Here is a 20,299-nt window from a genome sequence, read left to right as displayed (position 1 = left end):
CGCTTCCTTAGTGGCTATCAAAGCGAAAGACGTCTTCGCAGGCCTGTTTTAATGTGCCGTCATTCTGGATGTTGCAGCTACGCGTCCAGCCCGTAATGCCCTCTGCTTTGTCCCACCCTGGCGTCATGATGACGCTAAGTCCGTTCAGGCTTTCCTGGCCGGTAAGAGAAACCACCCCATTCTCAATGCTCATTTCCGAGACATAGCGTGTCGTCGTTGCCGAGGGAATACCGTTGATTCCTGCGTCGCAGGTGTCCGTACCGCCATGCTCCAGGGCGCAGAGTTCGACGGCGGTGCGGTAGGGGACAAAAGTTTGCAGCATGTCGGTCAGCGCCGCTTTGCGCAGATAGTTTTGATAGGCCGGAATGCCGATGGCGCTGAGGATAGCGATAATGCCGATCACGACCATCAGTTCAATAAGGGTAAATCCGCGTTGTTTATCCATTGTTCGCTCCTTGAGTGAGTGGACGTCACTGTGGCAAACGCGGGTGCGGCGGGCGAGCGGCAAAAAATGAATCAGGAAGGAGGGTTCAGAGAAATGTTATCGGTTTGCAGTCGTCAGCATTGTTGTTGCGAGGCACGACGAGAATTTTAGTCACGGGAAGGGGCAAACAGGCCCGATAAGCAGTACGCGATCGGGCCGTATAATGATTAAGCGTTAGCGAAGCGCATGGACAGGTCGAGCGCCCGGAGGTGCTTGGTGAGAGCGCCCACGGAGATAAAGTCGACGCCGGTTTCGGCAAATTCACGCAGCGTTTTGTCCGTCACGTTGCCAGAAACTTCCAGTCGCGCCTGGCCGTTGGTCCGTTTGACTGCTTCACGCATCTGCGCCGTTTCAAAGTTGTCCAGCATGATGATGTCGGCTCCGGCTTTCAGCGCGTCGTCCAGTTCATCCAGATTTTCCACTTCGACTTCCACAGGAACATCCGGATGCAGCCAGAAGGCTTTCTCTACCGCCTGACGCACTGAGCCGGAAGCAATAATATGGTTCTCTTTGATCAGGAACGCATCGGAAAGACCCAGACGATGATTCGCGCCGCCGCCGCATAGCACGGCATATTTTAGCGCGGTACGCAGTCCCGGCAGGGTTTTACGTGTGTCCAGTAGTTGGGTCTTTGTGCCCGCCAGGATATCAACGTACTTACGCACTTCGCTGGCGACACCTGACAGGGTCTGCACGAAGTTCAGCGCGGTGCGCTCGCCGGTCAGCAACACGCGGGAAGGACCATCAAGCTCAAACAGCGGTTGATTTGCGTTGATGCTGTCGCCGTCATCCACATGCCAGTTGATGCTGACATCGTCGCCAGCCAGTTGAATAAAGACCTCTTCGACCCAGCGTTTGCCACAAAAAACGCCGTCTTCACGGGTGATGACGGTGGCATGAGAACGGGCGTTCTCCGGTAACAGTTGAGCCGTAATATCGTTGCTGGCATCCACTTCACCGCCTAAATCTTCACGCAGCGCCTGGGCGACAACGTTTGGGATATCCAGGTTAATACGTTCCAACAGCGCGTCACGTCGGTAGTCGGGGTTATAGCGGCGAGGCGGCATGAGAAAACTCCAAATTGCTAACGAATCATAAGGTAGAAACATGCTACTCTGATGCGGCTATAAGCACCACTCAAAAGGAGATTCAGCATGTTGTTAGACAAGGGCTGGCTGGCAGAAGCGCGACGCGTTCCTTCTCCGCATTACGATTGCCGCCCGGATGATGAAGTCCCTTCTTTGCTGGTGGTGCATAATATCAGCCTGCCGCCCGGCGAGTTTGGCGGTCCGTGGATTGACGCACTATTCACCGGAACGATTGATCCCAACGCCCACCCTTTTTTTGCCGAAATTGCGCATCTGCGCGTTTCCGCCCATTGTCTGATTCGCCGCGATGGCGAAATCGTTCAGTATGTTCCTTTCGATAAGCGCGCGTGGCATGCCGGTGTGTCGAGCTATCATGGGCGTGAACGCTGCAATGATTTTTCGATTGGCATTGAGCTGGAAGGGACCGACACGCTGGCCTACACCGATGCTCAGTACCAACAACTGGCAGCCGTCACGCGTGCGTTGATAAAGGTTTTCCCGGCCGTTGCCGACAACATAACCGGGCACTGCGATATTGCGCCTGAGCGTAAGACCGATCCCAGTCCGGCTTTTGACTGGGCAAGGTTTCGCGCCCTGATCACCGCCTCGTCAGATAAGGAGATGACATGACGCTATTTACGACATTACTGGTGCTGCTCGTCGAGCGCCTGTTTAAGCTGGGCGAACACTGGCAGTTGGATCACCGGTTAGAAGCTTTTTTCCGTCGGGTTAAACGCTTCTCGGTGGCGCGTACGCTGGGGATGATGACGATCGCGATGGTGGTCACGTTCCTGTTACTGCGCGCGCTGGAAGGTTTGTTGTTTAATGTGCCGACGATCGTGGCGTGGATTCTGATCGGGCTGTTGTGTATTGGCGCGGGTAAAGTGCGGATGCACTATCATGCCTATCTTAATGCGGCGGCGCGTGATGATGTGCATGCCAGAACGGCGATGGCCAGCGAACTGACGATGATTCATGGCGTCCCGCCGGATTGCAATGAGCGTGAGTTTTTGCGTGAGCTGCAAAACGCGCTACTGTGGATTAACTTCCGTTTTTATATCGCGCCGTTGTTCTGGCTGATCGTCGGCGGTCCGTGGGGGCCGGTTCTGCTGGTGGGCTACGCCTTTCTGCGCTCGTGGCAGTCCTGGCTGGCGCGCTATCAGACACCACATGAGCGTTTACAGTCCGGCATTGATGGCATTCTTCATGTTCTGGACTGGATCCCGGTACGTCTGGCGGGCGTGGTGTACGCCCTGATCGGGCATGGCGAAAAAGCGCTGCCCGCGTGGTTTGCCTCGCTGGCGGATTTGCATACCTCGCAGTATCAGGTGTTAACGCGCCTGGCGCAGTTCTCGCTGGCACGCGAGCCGCATACCGATAAGATTGAGACGCCGAAAGCGGCGGTTTCTATGGCGAAGAAAACGTCGTTTGCCTTAGTGGTGGTGATTGCCGTGCTGACCATTTATGGCACGTTGATTTAACGAATCAGGACGCCCGGTAAGCAACAGGTTACCGGGCAATCTCTCAAAGCGTATCGGCAGGCGGGATGCCGAAGTCCGGCATCCCGTTTTCATCCCAACGAATTCGCTTCAGACGGGTATGGCGATTAGGATCGTAGAGCGGATCGCCTTCAATTTCGGTGTAGTTGCGCGCGTGATACACCAGCACGTCGTCGCCCTCCGGCGTTTGGGTAAAGCTGTTGTGCCCGGGCCCATACTGACGATTTTCCTTGCTGGTGGTAAATACCGGATGCGGCAATTTGTGCCAGTTTGCCGGATTCTGCGGATCGGCGTGAATATCAATCCATAACAGTCCCATGCAGTAGTTTTCGTCCGTGGCGCTGGCGGAGTAGCTGATGAACAGCCTGTCACCGTGGCTTAACACCGCTGGCCCTTCATTGACCCAAAAACCCCGACACTCCCAGTCGTACTCCGGCTTGCTGAGCATCACTGGCTGGCCTTTAATCGTCCAGGGATTTTCCAGCTCCGCCAGATAAATGTTGGAATTCCCGGTGATGTCTGGCGATTTTTGCGCCCACAGATACCATTGCTTTCCCTGATGGCGAAACGTTGTGGCATCGAGTGCAAAGGTATCAAACGGCGTTTTCACCTGACCTTTTTCGACCCAGTTACCGGTGAGCGGATCGGTATGCGTGCACTCCAGCGCGTACATCCGGTGCTGAAACATGCCCAGTTTGTCGAGCGCCTGTGTATGGGCGGCGGCAAAGTAGATGACCCATCTGCCGTCGAGGTGATGTATTTCCGGTGCCCAGATAAGTTCGCTCATTGGACCGTGTTCGGGTTTGCGCCAGACGACAACGGGCGTCGCCGTGCGCAATCCTTCCAGTGAATCCGCCCGGCGGATTTCCAGCCGGTCATATTCCGGCACGGAGGCAATAAAATAGTAGTCGCTGCCGTCACGCAGGATAAACGGATCGGCGCGTTGTTCAATAAACGGGTTGGGCCAGTTTTGCATCAGGCTTTCCTTACGGTTTCAGTGGCGTTCAGTTCCTGATAATCATTGAGTTCGCGGTAGTTGGCGCGGCGTTTTTCCAGATCGTTCTGAATCTGTTTCATCAGTTCCCGGTCAACTTTCAGCAGACGCACTACGCCGGCGGTAATCAGGTATCCGATACCCGGAATTACGGTAAAGAGCAGCACGATGCCGTTGATGGCGGAATCGCTTTGCGCTTTCGCCCCTGCATCGTAGCCGTACCATGAGAGCAGAAAGCCGACCATCGCGCCGGCAATTGCCAGACCGAGCTTCAGGAAGAACAGGTTGCCGGAGAAGCTGATACCGGTAATACGTTTGCCCGTTTTCCATTCGCCGTAGTCGTCAACATCCGCCATCAGCGACCAGTGCAGCGGCGACGGGATCTGATGCAGAATATTGAGCAGGAAGTAGAGCGCCACAATCAGCATCGTGGCTTTGGGATCGAAGAAGTAAAACGCGCAGGAGAAAAGGGCCAGCGCGATATTGGTCCAGAAGAACACCTTCAGTTTGCACCAGCGGTCGGTCAGCACTTTTGCCAGCACGCTGCCGATCATCATGCCGACAACGCCGAGGCTGATAAAAAGCGTGGCGAAGTGGGTGCTTTGCCCCATTACCCAGGTGACGTAGTACATGGTTGCCGCCATGCGTATGAAGCCCGGGCAGACGTTGCACAGCGTCAGCAGCAGAATGCGTACCCACTGGTCGTTTTTCCACACGTCTTTGAAGTCATTCTTCATGTCGTCGTGAGTGGGAACGGCAGGGCGCACGCGCTCGCGAACGGTGGCAAAACAAAACAGGAACATGCACATGCCGATAATGGCCAGCACGGTCATCGCCAGTTGATATCCCTTCGCTTTGTTATCACCGCCAAACCAGTCAACCATGGGCAGCAGGGTGAGCGACAACAGCAACGTCGCGATGCCGACCAGCACAAAGCGGTAAGACTGACAGGCCACGCGCTCTTTCGGGTCGTTGGTGATCACGCCGCCCAGCGAGCAGTAAGGAATATTGATTGCCGTATAGGTAATCGATAACAGGAAGTAAGTGACAAACGCATAGATAACCTTGCTGTTATAAGTCCACTCCGGGGTGGTGAACATCAGAATGCTGAACAGCGCGTAGGGGAAGGCAATCCACAGTAGCCACGGACGAAAACGGCCATATTTGCTTTGGGTCCGGTCGGCAATGGCGCCCATAATGGGATCGGTAACGGCATCGATAACGCGTACTGACAGTAATAACACCCCTACCAGCGCCGGGGCGAGACCAAAAATATCTGTGTAAAAATAGTTAACAAACAACATGATAGCGCCAAAGATGATGTTGCATCCGGCATCGCCCATGCCATAACCAATCTTTTCTCTTACCGACAGTTTACCTGTATCCATTGCGATGTCTCTCCATCAAGGTGATGGAAATAATTATTCGTCTGCTATCGATTATTTGCGTTGCAGGATAGCGCCGCGAACATGGACGAAATGGCTACAGGAGGAAAAGTGTGAGGCAGGTAACAACCCTCACCCAGGACGGGTGAGGGTCCGAGGGATTAATGTGCTTTCGCTGTCTTTGCGGTTTTCTGTTTGCACAGGTAACCGATACCTAAAACAACCAGCCATACCGGGATCAGGTAGACCGAAATCGCCATACCCGGCGTTATCAGCATAATCACCAGTACGGCCGCCATGAAGAGCAGGCAGACCCAGTTACCCAACGGGTAGAACAGCGCCGGGAAGCGAGTCTTCACTCCCTGTTGCTGCTTGGCGCGGCGGAACTTGATGTGTGCAAGACTGATCATCGCCCAGTTGATCACCAGTGCGGAGACCACCAGCGCCATCAGCAGACCGAAGGCGGATTCCGGTGCCATGTAGTTGATCAACACGCACAGTGCTGTCACCAGCGCCGAGACGATGATGGTATTCACCGGCACGCCGCGTTTGTCGATAGTGAGCAGGATTTTTGGGGCGTTACCCTGTTGCGCCAGACCAAACAGCATGCGGCTGTTACAGTAAACGCAACTGTTATAGACAGAAAGGGCGGCGGTCAGAACCACAACGTTCAGCGCGTTTGCCACAAAGGTATCGCCGAGCTCGTGGAAGATCAGGACAAACGGGCTGGTGTCGGCAGTGACGCGCGTCCACGGCAGCAGGGAAAGCAGAACGGCCAGTGAACCCACATAGAAGATCAGAATACGGTAGATAACCTGGTTGGTGGCTTTGGGGATGCTCTGCTCCGGGTTATCGGCTTCGGCGGCGGTGATACCGACCAGCTCAAGCCCACCGAAAGAGAACATGATAATTGCCATCATCATCACCAGCCCGGTCATGCCGTGAGGCAGGAAACCGCCCTGTTCCCACAGGTTACGTACGGTCGCCTGCGGGCCGCCATTGCCGCTGAACAGCAGCCAGCCACCGAAGATGATCATCGCCACCACGGCGATGACTTTAATAATGGCAAACCAGAACTCCATCTCACCAAACACTTTTACGTTGGTCAGGTTGATGGCGTTGATAGCGATAAAGAAGACGGCTGCCGAAACCCAGGTGGGGATCTCCGGCCACCAGAACTGAATGTACTTACCGACGGCGGTCAGTTCCGCCATCGCGACCAGCACGTACAGCACCCAATAGTTCCAGCCCGACGCAAAGCCTGCAAAACTCCCCCAGTACTTGTAGGCAAAGTGACTGAACGAACCGGCAACTGGCTCCTCAACCACCATCTCACCCAACTGACGCATAATAAGGAAGGCAATAAAACCCGCTATCGCATAACCCAGAATAATACCGGGGCCTGCGGACTGGATAACGGAGGCGCTTCCCAGGAACAAGCCTGTTCCTATCGCGCCGCCCAGCGCGATAAGCTGGATATGGCGGTTCTTAAGGCCGCGCTTTAGCTGCTCGCCGTGCTGCTGACTGTCCATCATGAAACCTCGTGTGTGGTTTACTCTTCAGATTTCAGGCTGCCGCCGAAGACGACCCGAACTATTTGAGTAATTATTATTTGTACTACGCAGTGATGCGTGTGTAAGTTTGCAATTCCGTCTGTTGTATTATTATGTTTACAGCAATGATTTTTAAAATGTCGCCGAAACTCTTTTGTCCGGAACAGAATAATGGTATGCGGCAGGGAATGCACCTGCTTTGTGAATGGATGATGACGAGTTGAATAAAAAGAGAGCAGTTGTGTGTCCCTCCTCTTACCTCCTGATAACACTTCCGTTAGCTGTAAAATGACTATTTATGATTAATTTGTGCATAAAAATACATCTGAATCGGTTCAACCAGGATTTTTCTTCGTTTCAATAAGGTTAAAACTACCTCGAGGGTGGTAAATTTAACATTTGTGCATAGTTACATGTTTGAAACGTTATTTCTGTGATGTTGTTAAAATGTGCCTGGTTTACTGATTTCAATCAAAACCTGTATGGACATAAGGTGAATACTTTGTTACTTTAGCGTCACAGATATGAAATTGGTAAGACCAATTGACTTCGGGCAAATGGCTTAAGACAGGACATCATGGCCTACAGCAAAATCCGCCAACCAAAATTATCCGATGTGATTGAGCAACAGCTGGAGTTTTTGATCCTCGAGGGTACACTGCGCCCAGGCGAAAAACTCCCACCGGAACGCGAACTGGCGAAACAGTTCGACGTCTCCCGTCCCTCCTTGCGTGAGGCGATTCAACGTCTCGAAGCGAAGGGATTGCTGCTTCGTCGCCAGGGCGGCGGCACTTTTGTTCAGAGTAGCCTGTGGCAGAGCTTTAGCGATCCACTGGTAGAACTGCTCTCCGACCATCCTGAATCCCAGTTTGACCTGCTTGAGACGCGCCATGCGCTGGAAGGCATTGCTGCATACTACGCAGCGCTGCGCAGTACCGATGAAGACAAAACACGCATTCGTGAACTGCACCATGCCATTGAACTGGCGCAAGAGTCAGGTGACCGCGATGCTGAGTCCGATGCGGTCCTCCAGTATCAAATTGCTGTCACCGAAGCGGCACACAATGTGGTTTTACTCCATCTGCTAAGGTGTATGGAACCCATGCTGGCCCAGAACGTTCGTCAGAACTTCGAGTTGCTCTATTCGCGTCGCGAGATGCTTCCGCTGGTGAGTGGTCACCGCACCCGTATTTTCGAAGCGATTATTGCCGGTAAGCCAGAAGAGGCGCGTGAAGCATCACATCGCCACCTGGCGTTTATCGAAGAAATTCTGCTCGACCGAAGTCGTGAGGAGAGCCGTCGTGAACGCGCCTTACGTCGTCTGGAGCAGCGAAAGAATTAGTGATTTTTCTGGTGGCTCGTTAGCCAGAAGATGTTGTAAATCAAGCGCTATTCTAAAGCGCGGCAACTAAACGCAGAACCTGTCTTATTGAGTTCTCTGGCGAGAGTTCAATGGGACAGGTTCCAGATAACTCAACGTATTAGATAGATAAGGAATACCCCCATGTCAGAACGTTTCCCAAATGACGTGGATCCGATCGAAACTCGCGACTGGCTACAGGCGATCGAATCGGTCATCCGTGAAGAAGGTGTTGAGCGCGCTCAGTATCTGATTGACCAGCTTCTTTCTGAAGCCCGCAAAGGCGGCGTGAAAGTAGCGGCAGGTACTGGGGCAAGCAATTACATCAACACTATTGCCGTTGAAGATGAGCCGGAATACCCGGGCAATCTGGAGCTGGAGCGTCGAATTCGTTCTGCTATCCGTTGGAACGCCATCATGACCGTGCTGCGTGCGTCTAAAAAAGACCTCGAGCTGGGCGGCCACATGGCATCCTTCCAGTCTTCTGCGACGGTGTACGATGTTTGCTTCAACCATTTCTTCCGCGCCCGCAATGAGCAGGATGGCGGCGACCTGGTTTACTTCCAGGGTCATATCTCCCCAGGCATTTACGCCCGTGCTTTCCTGGAAGGTCGTCTGACTGAAGAGCAGATGGACAATTTCCGTCAGGAAGTTCATGGCAATGGCCTGTCTTCCTACCCGCACCCGAAACTGATGCCGGAATTCTGGCAGTTCCCGACCGTTTCTATGGGGCTGGGCCCAATCGGTGCTATCTATCAGGCTAAATTCCTGAAATATCTGGAACACCGTGGCCTGAAAGACACCTCCAAACAGACCGTTTACGCTTTCCTGGGCGACGGTGAAATGGACGAACCGGAATCCAAAGGGGCGATCACCATCGCGACCCGTGAAAAACTGGACAACCTGGTCTTCGTCATCAACTGTAACCTGCAGCGTCTGGATGGCCCGGTCACCGGTAACGGCAAAATCGTTAACGAACTGGAAGGCATCTTCGAGGGCGCTGGCTGGAACGTAATTAAAGTGATGTGGGGCGGTCGTTGGGATGAGCTGCTGCGTAAAGATACCAGCGGTAAACTGATCCAACTGATGAACGAAACCGTTGACGGCGACTACCAGACCTTCAAATCCAAAGATGGCGCGTACGTTCGTGAGCACTTCTTCGGTAAATACCCGGAAACCGCAGCACTGGTTGCAGACTGGACTGATGAGCAGATCTGGGCGCTGAACCGTGGTGGTCACGATCCGAAGAAAGTTTACGCGGCACTGAAAAAAGCGCAAGAAACCAAAGGCAAAGCAACGGTAATCCTGGCTCATACCATCAAAGGTTATGGCATGGGTGACACTGCCGAAGGTAAAAACATCGCGCACCAGGTGAAGAAAATGAACATGGACGGCGTGCGTCATATCCGCGACCGTTTCAATGTTCCTGTCACTGACGAGCAGGTTGAAAAACTGTCCTACATTACCTTCCCGGAAGGTTCTGAAGAACACAAGTATCTGCACGAACGTCGCCAGGCGCTGCACGGCTACCTGCCGAGCCGCCAGCCGAACTTCACTGAGAAGCTGGAACTGCCGACCCTGGAAGACTTCGGCGCGCTGCTGGAAGAGCAGAACAAAGAAATCTCCACCACTATCGCTTTCGTTCGTGCCCTGAACGTGATGCTGAAGAACAAATCGATCAAAGACAGACTGGTTCCGATCATCGCCGACGAAGCGCGTACTTTCGGTATGGAAGGTCTGTTCCGTCAGATCGGTATTTACAGCCCGAACGGTCAGCAGTACACCCCGCAGGACCGTGAGCAGGTTGCATACTACAAAGAAGACGAGAAAGGTCAGATTCTGCAGGAAGGGATCAACGAGCTGGGTGCAGGGTCTTCCTGGCTGGCTGCGGCGACTTCTTACAGCACCAACAACCTGCCGATGATTCCGTTCTACATCTACTACTCCATGTTCGGGTTCCAGCGTATCGGCGACCTGTGCTGGGCAGCAGGTGACCAGCAGGCGCGTGGCTTCCTGATTGGCGGGACGTCCGGTCGTACAACGCTGAACGGCGAAGGTTTGCAGCACGAAGATGGTCACAGCCATATTCAGTCTCTGACTATCCCGAACTGTATCTCTTACGATCCGTCTTACGCGTACGAAGTTGCGGTCATCATGCACGATGGTCTGGAGCGTATGTACGGTGAGAAACAAGAGAACGTTTACTACTACATCACCACGCTGAACGAAAACTACCACATGCCAGCCATGCCGGAAGGTGCTGAGGAAGGTATCCGTAAAGGTATCTACAAACTCGAAACCCTGGAAGGTAGCAAAGGTAAAGTTCAGCTGCTGGGCTCCGGTTCTATCCTGCGTCACGTTCGTGAAGCGGCACAGATCCTGGCGAAAGACTACGGCGTGGGCTCTGACGTGTACAGCGTCACCTCCTTCACTGAACTGGCCCGTGACGGTCAGGATTGTGAACGCTGGAACATGCTGCACCCGCTGGAAACGCCGCGCGTTCCGTACATCGCTCAGGTGATGAACGACGCGCCGGCTGTAGCCTCAACTGACTATATGAAACTGTTTGCCGAACAGGTTCGTACTTATGTACCGGCTGATGATTATCGCGTACTGGGTACCGACGGTTTCGGTCGCTCTGACAGCCGTGAAAACCTGCGTCACCACTTCGAAGTGGATGCTTCCTACGTGGTTGTAGCGGCACTGGGCGAACTGGCTAAACGTGGCGAAATCGATAAGAAAGTGGTTGCGGATGCAATTACCAAATTCAATATCGATGCAGAAAAAGTTAACCCGCGTCTGGCGTAAGAGGTAAAAGAATAATGGCTATCGAAATCAAAGTACCGGACATCGGGGCAGATGAAGTTGAAATCACCGAGATCCTGGTCAAAGTGGGCGACAAGGTTGAAGCAGAACAGTCGCTGATCACCGTAGAAGGCGATAAAGCCTCTATGGAAGTTCCGTCTCCGCAGGCTGGCGTTGTTAAAGAGATCAAAGTCTCTGTTGGCGACAAAACCGAGACCGGCGCACTTATCATGATATTCGATTCCGCTGACGGTGCAGCAGCCGCTGCACCTGCTCCGGCAGAAGAGAAGAAAGAAGCGGCTCCGGCAGCGGCACCGGCTGCTGCGGCAGCGAAAGAAGTACACGTACCGGATATTGGCGGCGACGAAGTTGAAGTCACTGAAATCATGGTGAAAGTGGGCGACACCGTTGCGGCTGAACAGTCCCTCATCACCGTTGAAGGCGACAAAGCGTCGATGGAAGTGCCGGCACCGTTCGCGGGCACCGTGAAAGAGATCAAAATCAACACCGGCGACAAAGTGTCCACCGGCTCGCTGATTATGGTCTTCGAAGTGGCGGGCGCTGCACCTGCTGCGGCTCCCGCGCAGGCGGCTGCTCCGGCAGCGGCGGCGGCACCTGCTGCCTCTGGCGCGAAAGACGTTAACGTACCGGATATCGGCGGCGACGAAGTTGAAGTCACCGAAGTGATGGTGAAAGTGGGCGATAAAGTGGCTGCTGAGCAGTCACTGATCACCGTTGAAGGCGACAAAGCGTCAATGGAAGTCCCGGCACCGTTCGCAGGTACCGTAAAAGAAATCAAAATCAGCACCGGCGATAAAGTAAAAACCGGTTCTCTGATTATGGTCTTCGAAGTGGAAGGCGCAGCACCGGCTGCCGCTCCTGCGCAAGCTGCTGCTCCGGCTGCGGCCGTTGCACCTGCACAAGCAGCCGCGCCTGCTCCGGCGGCGATTGCCGAAGGCAAATCTGAGTTTGCTGAGAACGACGCTTACGTTCATGCGACCCCGCTGATTCGCCGTCTGGCGCGCGAGTTCGGTGTGAACCTGGCGAAAGTGAAGGGTTCAGGCCGTAAAGGTCGCATCCTGCGCGAAGACGTTCAGACCTACGTGAAAGACGCTATCAAGCGTGCGGAAGCCGCTCCGGCAGCCGCAGCAGGTGGCGGTATTCCGGGCATGCTGCCGTGGCCGAAGGTCGACTTCAGCAAGTTTGGTGAAATCGAAGAAGTGGAACTGGGCCGCATCCAGAAAATCTCGGGTGCTAACCTGAGCCGTAACTGGGTGATGATCCCGCACGTTACGCACTTCGACAAAACCGATATCACCGATCTGGAAGCGTTCCGTAAACAGCAGAACGCGGAAGCTGAGAAGCGCAAACTGGATGTGAAATTCACCCCGGTGGTCTTCATCATGAAAGCGGTTGCTGCGGCGCTTGAGCAGATGCCTCGCTTTAACAGTTCGCTGTCGGAAGACGGTCAGCGTCTGACGCTGAAGAAATACATCAACATCGGTGTGGCGGTTGATACGCCAAATGGTCTGGTGGTTCCGGTCTTTAAAGACGTGAACAAGAAGAGCATTACCGAGTTGTCTCGCGAACTGACGGTTATCTCTAAGAAAGCGCGTGACGGTAAGCTGACCGCGGGCGAAATGCAGGGCGGTTGCTTCACCATCTCCAGCATCGGCGGCCTGGGTACCACCCACTTCGCACCGATTGTGAACGCGCCGGAAGTGGCTATCCTCGGTGTGTCCAAGTCAGCGATGGAGCCGGTGTGGAACGGTAAAGAGTTTGTACCGCGTCTGATGATGCCTATCTCTCTGTCCTTCGACCACCGTGTGATTGACGGTGCGGATGGTGCGCGTTTCATTACCATCATCAACAATATGCTGTCTGACATTCGCCGCCTGGTGATGTAAGCCAAAAAGCCGGCCCGACGGCCGGCTTTTTTCTGGTAATCTCATGATGGTTTTGGGGTTATTAGTGCTAAAGATAAATCGTTGCCGTTTTGTTGTTTCAAAATTGTTAACAATTTTGTAAAATACGGACGGATAGAACGACCCGGTGGACGATGGGCGACAAGACCAGGGATCGCCGGAAATAAATTAAGAGGTCATGATGAGTACTGAAATCAAAACTCAGGTCGTGGTACTTGGGGCAGGCCCCGCAGGTTACTCTGCAGCCTTCCGTTGCGCTGATTTAGGTCTGGAAACCGTAATCGTAGAACGTTACAGCACCCTCGGTGGTGTTTGTCTGAACGTCGGCTGTATCCCTTCTAAAGCACTGCTGCACGTTGCGAAAGTTATCGAAGAAGCCAAAGCGCTGGCTGAACACGGTATTGTCTTCGGCGAGCCGAAAACCGATATCGACAAAATTCGTACCTGGAAAGAAAAAGTAATCACTCAGCTGACCGGTGGTCTGGCGGGTATGGCGAAAGGCCGTAAAGTGAAAGTGGTTACCGGTCTGGGTAAATTCACCGGGGCGAACACCCTGGAAGTTGAAGGTGACAACGGCAAAACCGTGATCAACTTCGACAACGCGATCATCGCGGCGGGTTCCCGTCCGATCCAGTTGCCGTTCATTCCGCATGAAGATCCGCGTGTATGGGACTCCACCGACGCCCTGGAACTGAAATCCGTACCGAAGCGTCTGCTGGTCATGGGTGGCGGTATCATCGGTCTGGAAATGGGGACCGTGTACCATGCGCTGGGTTCAGAGATTGACGTGGTTGAAATGTTCGACCAGGTTATCCCGGCGGCTGACAAAGACATCGTTAAAGTCTTCACCAAACGTATCGGTAAGAAATTCAACCTGATGCTGGAAACCAAAGTGACTGCCGTTGAAGCGAAAAAAGACGGTATTTACGTTTCCATGGAAGGCAAAAAAGCCCCGGCTGAAGCACAGCGTTATGACGCGGTGCTGGTCGCCATCGGTCGTGTACCGAACGGTAAAAACCTCGACGCGGGCAAAGCTGGCGTGGAAGTGGACGACCGTGGCTTCATCCGCGTTGACAAACAGTTGCGCACCAACGTGCCGCACATCTTTGCTATCGGCGATATCGTCGGTCAGCCAATGCTGGCGCACAAAGGTGTTCACGAAGGTCACGTTGCCGCTGAAGTTATCGCCGGCATGAAACACTACTTCGATCCGAAAGTGATCCCATCCATTGCTTACACTGAACCAGAAGTGGCGTGGGTAGGTCTGACGGAGAAAGAAGCGAAAGAGAAAGGCATCAGCTATGAAACAGCCACCTTCCCGTGGGCTGCTTCTGGCCGTGCTATCGCTTCCGACTGCGCAGACGGTATGACCAAACTGATTTTCGACAAAGAAACTCACCGTGTGATCGGTGGTGCGATTGTCGGCACCAACGGCGGCGAGCTGCTGGGTGAAATTGGTCTGGCGATTGAAATGGGTTGTGATGCAGAAGATATCGCGCTGACCATCCATGCGCACCCGACTCTGCACGAGTCTGTTGGTCTGGCGGCAGAAGTGTTCGAAGGTAGCATCACTGACCTGCCGAACGCGAAAGCGAAGAAGAAGAAGTAATCTTCAGCCTTCCGGCGACAAAAAAGCGGCGTAAATGCCGCTTTTTTTATGCCTGTCACTCCACCGGTTTCCAGGGATCGTGTGGCGTAAATTTTTCTATGGCGATGGCTTTTAGCCCACTATCTTCCCCCAAATCCGTCTGATACACGCGGTCATCCTGGCTTACCATAAAGCTCATCACGCCTGTTTCGCCCCAGCTGACGGGCCAGGCGAGCAGCGCGAACCCTTTCTCGTTGTCGCTGGCAATAATGCGAAAATAGTAGCCGTGATACCCTTCACCAGGCGAGTCAGGGCTGAAGGCCGGTCCTAACGGGCTTGGCGTTTCGCCGGGTTTTACGGGCCAGTACAAACCATCCTGTTGACCGTTATGGCTGATAATCCGGGTGGCGAAAGCCTGTTTGCGCTGCCAGTAGTCGTACTGGGCATCGACATAGGCACGCATGGCCTGAATCGCCGAGAGTTCATTGCGACCTACCGTTCGCGTGAGGATCTCATCCTGCGCGGCAGACATATCAAAATGCCAGCCCTTGCTTGCCTTCACGATGGGGATGGGCAACTGCCAGTTCTCCTGACCGACGTTCAGATGGGCCACGTTACCTTGCTGCACAATCTGATGGCTGACCTTCCAGTCGCGGTTAAAGCGCGCGACGGCTTCCGGATCCGCACCTTCCGGGGGTAAAAATTGTCGCCAGTCATCACCTAACAGAGCGGTCAGTTGTGCGTCGTTATTCCCGGTAATCGCACGGGAAAAGGCGTTAGCAGCTTCGTCTGGCGTGGCAAACATCTGCTGGGCGTAGCTCATTAATGGCAACGAGAGCAGCAGGGTGCTTAACAGTATTTTTTTCATTATGGGCTCCCGTTAGCGATGGCGAAATTGATGGTGTTCAGAAGCGCGATCGCGCGCGGGGGCAGGTTGCCCATGGCTGACATTACTCAGACGACGACTTTCCTGACCGCGCTGCTGCTGCGACTGCCAGGTCGGCGACCGACTGTCATTGCCGCTAAGGGCATTTGCCCGGTTTTGCTGGAATACCTGCTGACGCTGCTGTGGTGACGAGGACCCGACGTGCTGACGTACCGTATCACGCTGCTGTTGTGAGACCGGGTGTTGCTGCGCTTTGGCCCTGAGATCGTCGCGATGCTGTTGTTGTGCTGGTGTGGTCGATTGTTTCAATGTCTGCTGCGCACTCTGACGACGTGTGTTGTTGTCGTCATAGCCGCGATAATTATTGCGCTGGGCAACCTGATTCAACTGTTGAGAGGCCGCTTTACGCTGGGCATCGCGCGTTGTCGCAGTGGGTTGCTGAGGCAGCGCTTTAGACGCATCCGGATGACGCTGTTGCAGTTGCGCCATCGCCGCCTGACGCTGGCTGTCGCGGGAAGCCGTCGCGGCAGGTTGCTGTGTGGCGCTGAGACCGCCGCTGACGTTGGTCGGATGGAAACGCTGCGCCGTTGAGGCGTTTTGATACGGCACTCCGCCGCGATAGGCCGGGTTGTGCTGCCAGGTCATGTTCTGCGTTTTCAGATTCTGCCCGGAGATGCGGTTGAAGTTATTAACGTTGATATTGATGTTATCGCCATTGTGCTGATAGCCATTACCGCCATGACGATCGTCGTCATGATGGTGATCGTCATCGTGGTGATGATCATCGTCATCCCAGTCGATATTGCTGAACAGTGCATAGGTGGTGGCAACGCCAAGGCTGTAGCCGAATCCCTTAACAAAACTCCCGGCAAACTGTTCGCCTGGCGTAGGGGGGAGATACACCGGCGGATACGCGGTGTTGGGCCAGGTACCATAAACCGTGGAAGGGTTATAGCTGGGGACGTACACCACCTGCGGATCGGCAGGTTCAATTTTAATCACCGTGGAGGCCGGTGCCGTAGAAACGGCGCTGGATTGCGTCGTGGAGGCGGTGGCTGAGGGCGCTGGAGTCACGCTCTTTTTCGGCGTGCTGGTTACCGTCTGCTGCGGGGTGGATTTCAGCGAGCCGGTTTGCTGGGCCAGTAAGCGCAGGCGCTGAACTGAATCCATGACATCCTGCGGTTGCGCCAGAAACGCATCACCGAGGTTTTGTACCCACTCCGGATTTTCCCCCATCAGCGTCATGAGTTGCGGAAAGGCAACCAACGACTTCACGCTGGGATCCCATGGCTGGTTTGCAACCGCCTGAATGGCGGCATCGCCCTGTTGTGTTGGATTATCACGCGACCATTGCACCGCCTGAACGACGTTAGCCGGATAGGTCGCCGCCATCAGAACCTGAGAAAGTAGCGGGTCCGGATAGAGGGCAATCGGCGCAACCCATTGATCGATTTGCGCCGTGGTAAAGCTCGCTTTTGCAACCGGAGCCGGAGGGGCTTCGGCTGGCGCGGGCGGTTGCACCGCGACGGGCGTCGGGGCTTCCGGTGTGCGGCTTTTGACATACAGCATGCCTGAAGCAGCAAGTAGCCCGGCGCTACAGATCAGCGCAAGCACGTGGGGTTTAAAGGGCAACGTCATATTCTTACTCCCGATTTGCCTTGAAATCGCAATGGTCGAAGTGCTGCCACCCGCAGGTGCAGTGTTGCGTGAGTATAAAGAGACGATAGTTTAATTTTTGACTAATCTTGGGATCGGTACAGCAGAGTGATTATAAGAATGCGAAATAGTGTGACGATTCGTAACAGCGATTAATTCCCCGCTTCTGAAATCGAAAAGGGCATTAGACCATCCTTAACGATTCAGCCACTTTTTTATGTTGCTTTTTTGTAAACAGATTAACACCTCACTAAAATCCTGTTATTCTGCCCATTGCGGTACCGGGCATTTACCCTACAAACTGCTGTCTCACAGGAGCGTGAAGAGAATCGCCCATCGATAAAGCGCCGCACTATGACAATGAGAGCGAGGAGAACCGTCGTGCTAGAAGAATACCGTAAGCACGTAGCAGAACGTGCCGCCGAGGGGATTGTGCCCAAACCCTTAGATGCAACCCAAATGGCCGCGCTCGTCGAGCTGCTGAAAGCACCGCCTGCGGGCGAAGAAGAATTCCTGTTAGACCTGTTGATCAACCGTGTTCCCCCAGGCGTCGATGAAGCCGCCTATGTCAAAGCGGGTTTCCTCGCAGCCATCGCTAAAGGCGAAACAACTTCCCCACTGATTACGCCTGAAAAAGCGATTGAACTGCTCGGCACCATGCAGGGTGGTTACAACATCCATCCGCTGATCGACGCCCTGGACGATGCAAAACTGGCGCCGATTGCCGCCAAAGCGCTCTCCCATACTCTGCTGATGTTCGATAACTTCTATGACGTAGAAGAAAAAGCCAAAGCGGGTAACGAATTTGCGAAGCAGGTGATGCATTCCTGGGCTGATGCCGAATGGTTCCTGAGCCGTCCGCCGCTGGCTGAAAAAATGACCGTCACCGTCTTCAAAGTGACCGGTGAAACCAACACCGATGACCTGTCTCCGGCGCCGGATGCCTGGTCTCGTCCGGATATTCCACTTCACGCGTTAGCAATGTTGAAAAACGCCCGTGAAGGCATTGAGCCGGATCAGCCTGGCGTAGTGGGTCCGATCAAACAGATCGAAGCCCTGGCAAGTAAAGGCTATCCGTTGGCTTACGTCGGTGACGTTGTCGGTACCGGTTCTTCGCGTAAATCTGCCACCAACTCCGTGTTGTGGTTTATGGGCGATGACATTCCGCACGTGCCGAACAAACGCGGCGGCGGTCTGTGCCTCGGCGGTAAAATCGCACCTATCTTCTTCAACACCATGGAAGATGCGGGCGCGCTGCCAATCGAAGTTGACGTCAGCAACCTGAATATGGGTGATGTGATTGACGTTTACCCGTTCAAAGGTGAAGTGCGTAACCATGAAACCGGCGAACTGCTGGCGAGCTTTGAACTGAAAACCGACGTGCTGGTAGATGAAGTGCGCGCGGGCGGTCGTATTCCGCTGATCATCGGTCGCGGTCTGACCACCAAAGCGCGTGAAGCGCTGGGCCTGCCGCACAGCGACGTGTTCCGTCAGGCGAAAGATGTGGCGGAAAGCAACCGTGGTTACTCGCTGGCACAGAAAATGGTCGGCCGTGCGTGCGGCGTAGCCGGTATCCGTCCGGGTGCATACTGCGAACCGAAGATGACCTCCGTGGGTTCCCAGGATACCACCGGCCCAATGACCCGTGACGAACTGAAGGATCTGGCGTGCCTGGGCTTCTCTTCTGACCTGGTGATGCAGTCTTTCTGTCACACTGCGGCTTATCCGAAGCCGGTTGACGTCACCACGCACCACACGCTGCCGGACTTCATTATGAACCGTGGCGGTGTGTCGCTGCGTCCGGGCGATGGCGTGATCCACTCCTGGCTGAACCGTATGCTGCTGCCGGATACCGTCGGTACCGGTGGTGACTCCCACACCCGCTTCCCGATCGGGATTTCCTTCCCGGCAGGCTCAGGCCTGGTCGCGTTTGCTGCTGCGACCGGCGTGATGCCGCTGGACATGCCGGAATCGGTACTGGTGCGCTTTAAAGGCAAAATGCAGCCGGGGATCACCCTGCGCGATCTGGTACACGCTATTCCGCTGTACGCGATCAAACAGGGTCTGCTGACCGTCGAGAAGAAAGGCAAGAAGAACATCTTCTCTGGCCGTATTCTCGAAATCGAAGGTCTGCCGGATCTGAAAGTCGAGCAGGCGTTTGAGCTGACCGATGCTTCCGCCGAACGTTCTGCAGCAGGATGTACCATCAAGCTGAACAAAGAGCCGATCGTTGAATACCTGACCTCCAACATTGTTCTGCTGAAGTGGATGATCGCGGAAGGCTACGGCGACCGTCGTACGCTGGAACGTCGTGTGCAGGGCATGGAAAAATGGCTGGCGGAACCTGAACTGCTGGAAGGCGATGCGGATGCTGAATATGCCGCAGTAATCGACATCGATCTGGCCGATATCAAAGAGCCTATCCTGTGCGCGCCAAACGATCCGGATGACGCGCGTCTGCTCTCTGATGTTCAGGGCGATAAAATCGACGAAGTGTTCATCGGTTCCTGTATGACCAACATCGGTCACTTCCGTGCGGCCGGTAAGCTGCTGGATGCGCACAAAGGTCAATTGCCGACGCGTCTGTGGGTGGCACCGCCAACCCGTATGGATGCAGCACAGCTGACGGAAGAAGGCTACTACAGCGTCTTTGGTAAGAGCGGTGCGCGTATTGAAATCCCGGGCTGTTCACTGTGCATGGGTAACCAGGCGCGTGTGGCAGACGGGGCGACGGTGGTATCCACTTCCACGCGTAACTTCCCGAACCGTTTAGGGACCGGTGCGAACGTCTATCTGGCGTCTGCGGAGCTGGCGGCGGTTGCGGCACTGATCGGCAAACTGCCGACGCCGGAAGAGTACCAGACCTATGTGGCGCAGGTCGATAAAACGGCAGTCGACACCTATCGTTATCTGAACTTCGACCAGCTTTCTCAGTACACTGAGAAAGCAGACGGTGTGATTTTCCAGACAGCGGTGTAATGCGCTAACGCATTTCGCGTAAAAACGCATCAATGCCCGGTGAAGCGCGCTTCTCCGGGCATTTTTATTTCCATTCCTTATACGCGATCCGCTTTTT

General features: G+C 54.4%; 14 protein-coding genes. 7 read left to right on the top strand and 7 right to left on the bottom strand.

What is annotated here, in order from left to right; translation table 11 throughout:
- Window positions 1–7: 7 nt before the first annotated feature.
- Window positions 8–445, bottom strand: a complete 438-nt coding sequence (gene ppdD, locus OGY35_RS01615; RefSeq protein ID WP_152405861.1) for a prepilin peptidase-dependent pilin — start codon at window positions 443–445, stop codon at window positions 8–10.
- A gap of 206 nt (window positions 446–651) precedes the next feature.
- A complete protein-coding gene (nadC, locus tag OGY35_RS01610) occupies window positions 652–1,551 on the bottom strand; it encodes a carboxylating nicotinate-nucleotide diphosphorylase (protein WP_178828343.1) in 900 nt (299 codons plus the stop codon).
- An 87-nt stretch (window positions 1,552–1,638) separates the two neighbouring features.
- Here nadC and ampD point away from each other — a divergent pair, with 87 nt between their 5' ends.
- Both ampD and ampE read left to right on the top strand, forming a co-directional pair.
- Window positions 1,639–2,202, top strand: a complete 564-nt coding sequence (ampD, locus tag OGY35_RS01605; protein WP_286631253.1) for a 1,6-anhydro-N-acetylmuramyl-L-alanine amidase AmpD — start codon at window positions 1,639–1,641, stop codon at window positions 2,200–2,202.
- A complete protein-coding gene (ampE, locus tag OGY35_RS01600; protein WP_286631252.1) occupies window positions 2,199–3,053 on the top strand; it encodes a beta-lactamase regulator AmpE in 855 nt (284 codons plus the stop codon). Before ampD ends, ampE begins: the two co-directional genes overlap by 4 nt.
- 43 nt (window positions 3,054–3,096) lie before the next feature.
- On the opposite strand, the gene OGY35_RS01595 is transcribed toward ampE, so the two are convergent.
- From OGY35_RS01595 to aroP, 3 genes are all read right to left on the bottom strand, one after another.
- Window positions 3,097–4,047 carry a glycoside hydrolase family 43 protein gene (locus OGY35_RS01595; protein WP_286631251.1) on the bottom strand — a complete coding sequence of 317 codons (951 nt, stop codon included), beginning with the start codon at window positions 4,045–4,047 and terminating at the stop codon, window positions 3,097–3,099.
- Window positions 4,047–5,453: a glycoside-pentoside-hexuronide (GPH):cation symporter gene (locus OGY35_RS01590; RefSeq protein WP_152405856.1), complete on the bottom strand. Its 1,407-nt coding sequence runs from the start codon at window positions 5,451–5,453 to the stop codon at window positions 4,047–4,049. The genes OGY35_RS01595 and OGY35_RS01590 overlap by 1 nt, the downstream gene beginning before the upstream one ends.
- A gap of 158 nt (window positions 5,454–5,611) precedes the next feature.
- A complete protein-coding gene (aroP, locus tag OGY35_RS01585) occupies window positions 5,612–6,985 on the bottom strand; it encodes an aromatic amino acid transporter AroP (RefSeq protein WP_187696630.1) in 1,374 nt (457 codons plus the stop codon).
- Window positions 6,986–7,580: 595 nt separating this feature from the next.
- On the opposite strand from aroP, the gene pdhR reads away from it, so the two are divergent.
- From pdhR to lpdA, 4 genes are all read left to right on the top strand, one after another.
- The gene (gene pdhR, locus OGY35_RS01580) at window positions 7,581–8,345 is read left to right on the top strand and encodes a pyruvate dehydrogenase complex transcriptional repressor PdhR (RefSeq protein WP_042997914.1); all 765 of its coding nucleotides are present in this window, start codon (window positions 7,581–7,583) and stop codon (window positions 8,343–8,345) included.
- Between the two features lie 162 nt (window positions 8,346–8,507).
- On the top strand, window positions 8,508–11,171 hold the full coding sequence (gene aceE / locus OGY35_RS01575; protein WP_046475539.1) for a pyruvate dehydrogenase (acetyl-transferring), homodimeric type: 2,664 nt from the start codon (window positions 8,508–8,510) through the stop codon (window positions 11,169–11,171).
- Between the two features lie 14 nt (window positions 11,172–11,185).
- Window positions 11,186–13,075: a pyruvate dehydrogenase complex dihydrolipoyllysine-residue acetyltransferase gene (aceF, locus tag OGY35_RS01570; protein WP_286631250.1), complete on the top strand. Its 1,890-nt coding sequence runs from the start codon at window positions 11,186–11,188 to the stop codon at window positions 13,073–13,075.
- Window positions 13,076–13,274: 199 nt separating this feature from the next.
- Window positions 13,275–14,702: a dihydrolipoyl dehydrogenase gene (gene lpdA / locus OGY35_RS01565; RefSeq protein ID WP_152406395.1), complete on the top strand. Its 1,428-nt coding sequence runs from the start codon at window positions 13,275–13,277 to the stop codon at window positions 14,700–14,702.
- A 55-nt stretch (window positions 14,703–14,757) separates the two neighbouring features.
- Here lpdA and OGY35_RS01560 read toward each other — a convergent pair whose 3' ends face one another.
- Together OGY35_RS01560 and OGY35_RS01555 are read right to left on the bottom strand one after the other, a co-directional pair.
- Window positions 14,758–15,549 (bottom strand): DUF2950 family protein, encoded by a 792-nt coding sequence (locus OGY35_RS01560; RefSeq protein ID WP_286631249.1) that lies wholly within the window; start codon window positions 15,547–15,549, stop codon window positions 14,758–14,760.
- A 12-nt stretch (window positions 15,550–15,561) separates the two neighbouring features.
- Window positions 15,562–17,205: a DUF3300 domain-containing protein gene (locus OGY35_RS01555; protein ID WP_152405852.1), complete on the bottom strand. Its 1,644-nt coding sequence runs from the start codon at window positions 17,203–17,205 to the stop codon at window positions 15,562–15,564.
- Window positions 17,206–17,604: 399 nt separating this feature from the next.
- On the opposite strand from OGY35_RS01555, the gene acnB reads away from it, so the two are divergent.
- Window positions 17,605–20,202: a bifunctional aconitate hydratase 2/2-methylisocitrate dehydratase gene (acnB, locus tag OGY35_RS01550; protein WP_152405851.1), complete on the top strand. Its 2,598-nt coding sequence runs from the start codon at window positions 17,605–17,607 to the stop codon at window positions 20,200–20,202.
- Window positions 20,203–20,299: the final 97 nt, after the last annotated feature.

Origin of the sequence: Citrobacter sp. Ct235 (genome assembly GCF_030332305.1) — a bacterium.
In the GTDB taxonomy this organism is placed as follows: domain Bacteria; phylum Pseudomonadota; class Gammaproteobacteria; order Enterobacterales; family Enterobacteriaceae; genus Citrobacter_A; species Citrobacter_A telavivensis.
Note: the sequence above shows the minus strand (reverse complement) of the source record. Positions and strands in the feature narration are given on the sequence as shown.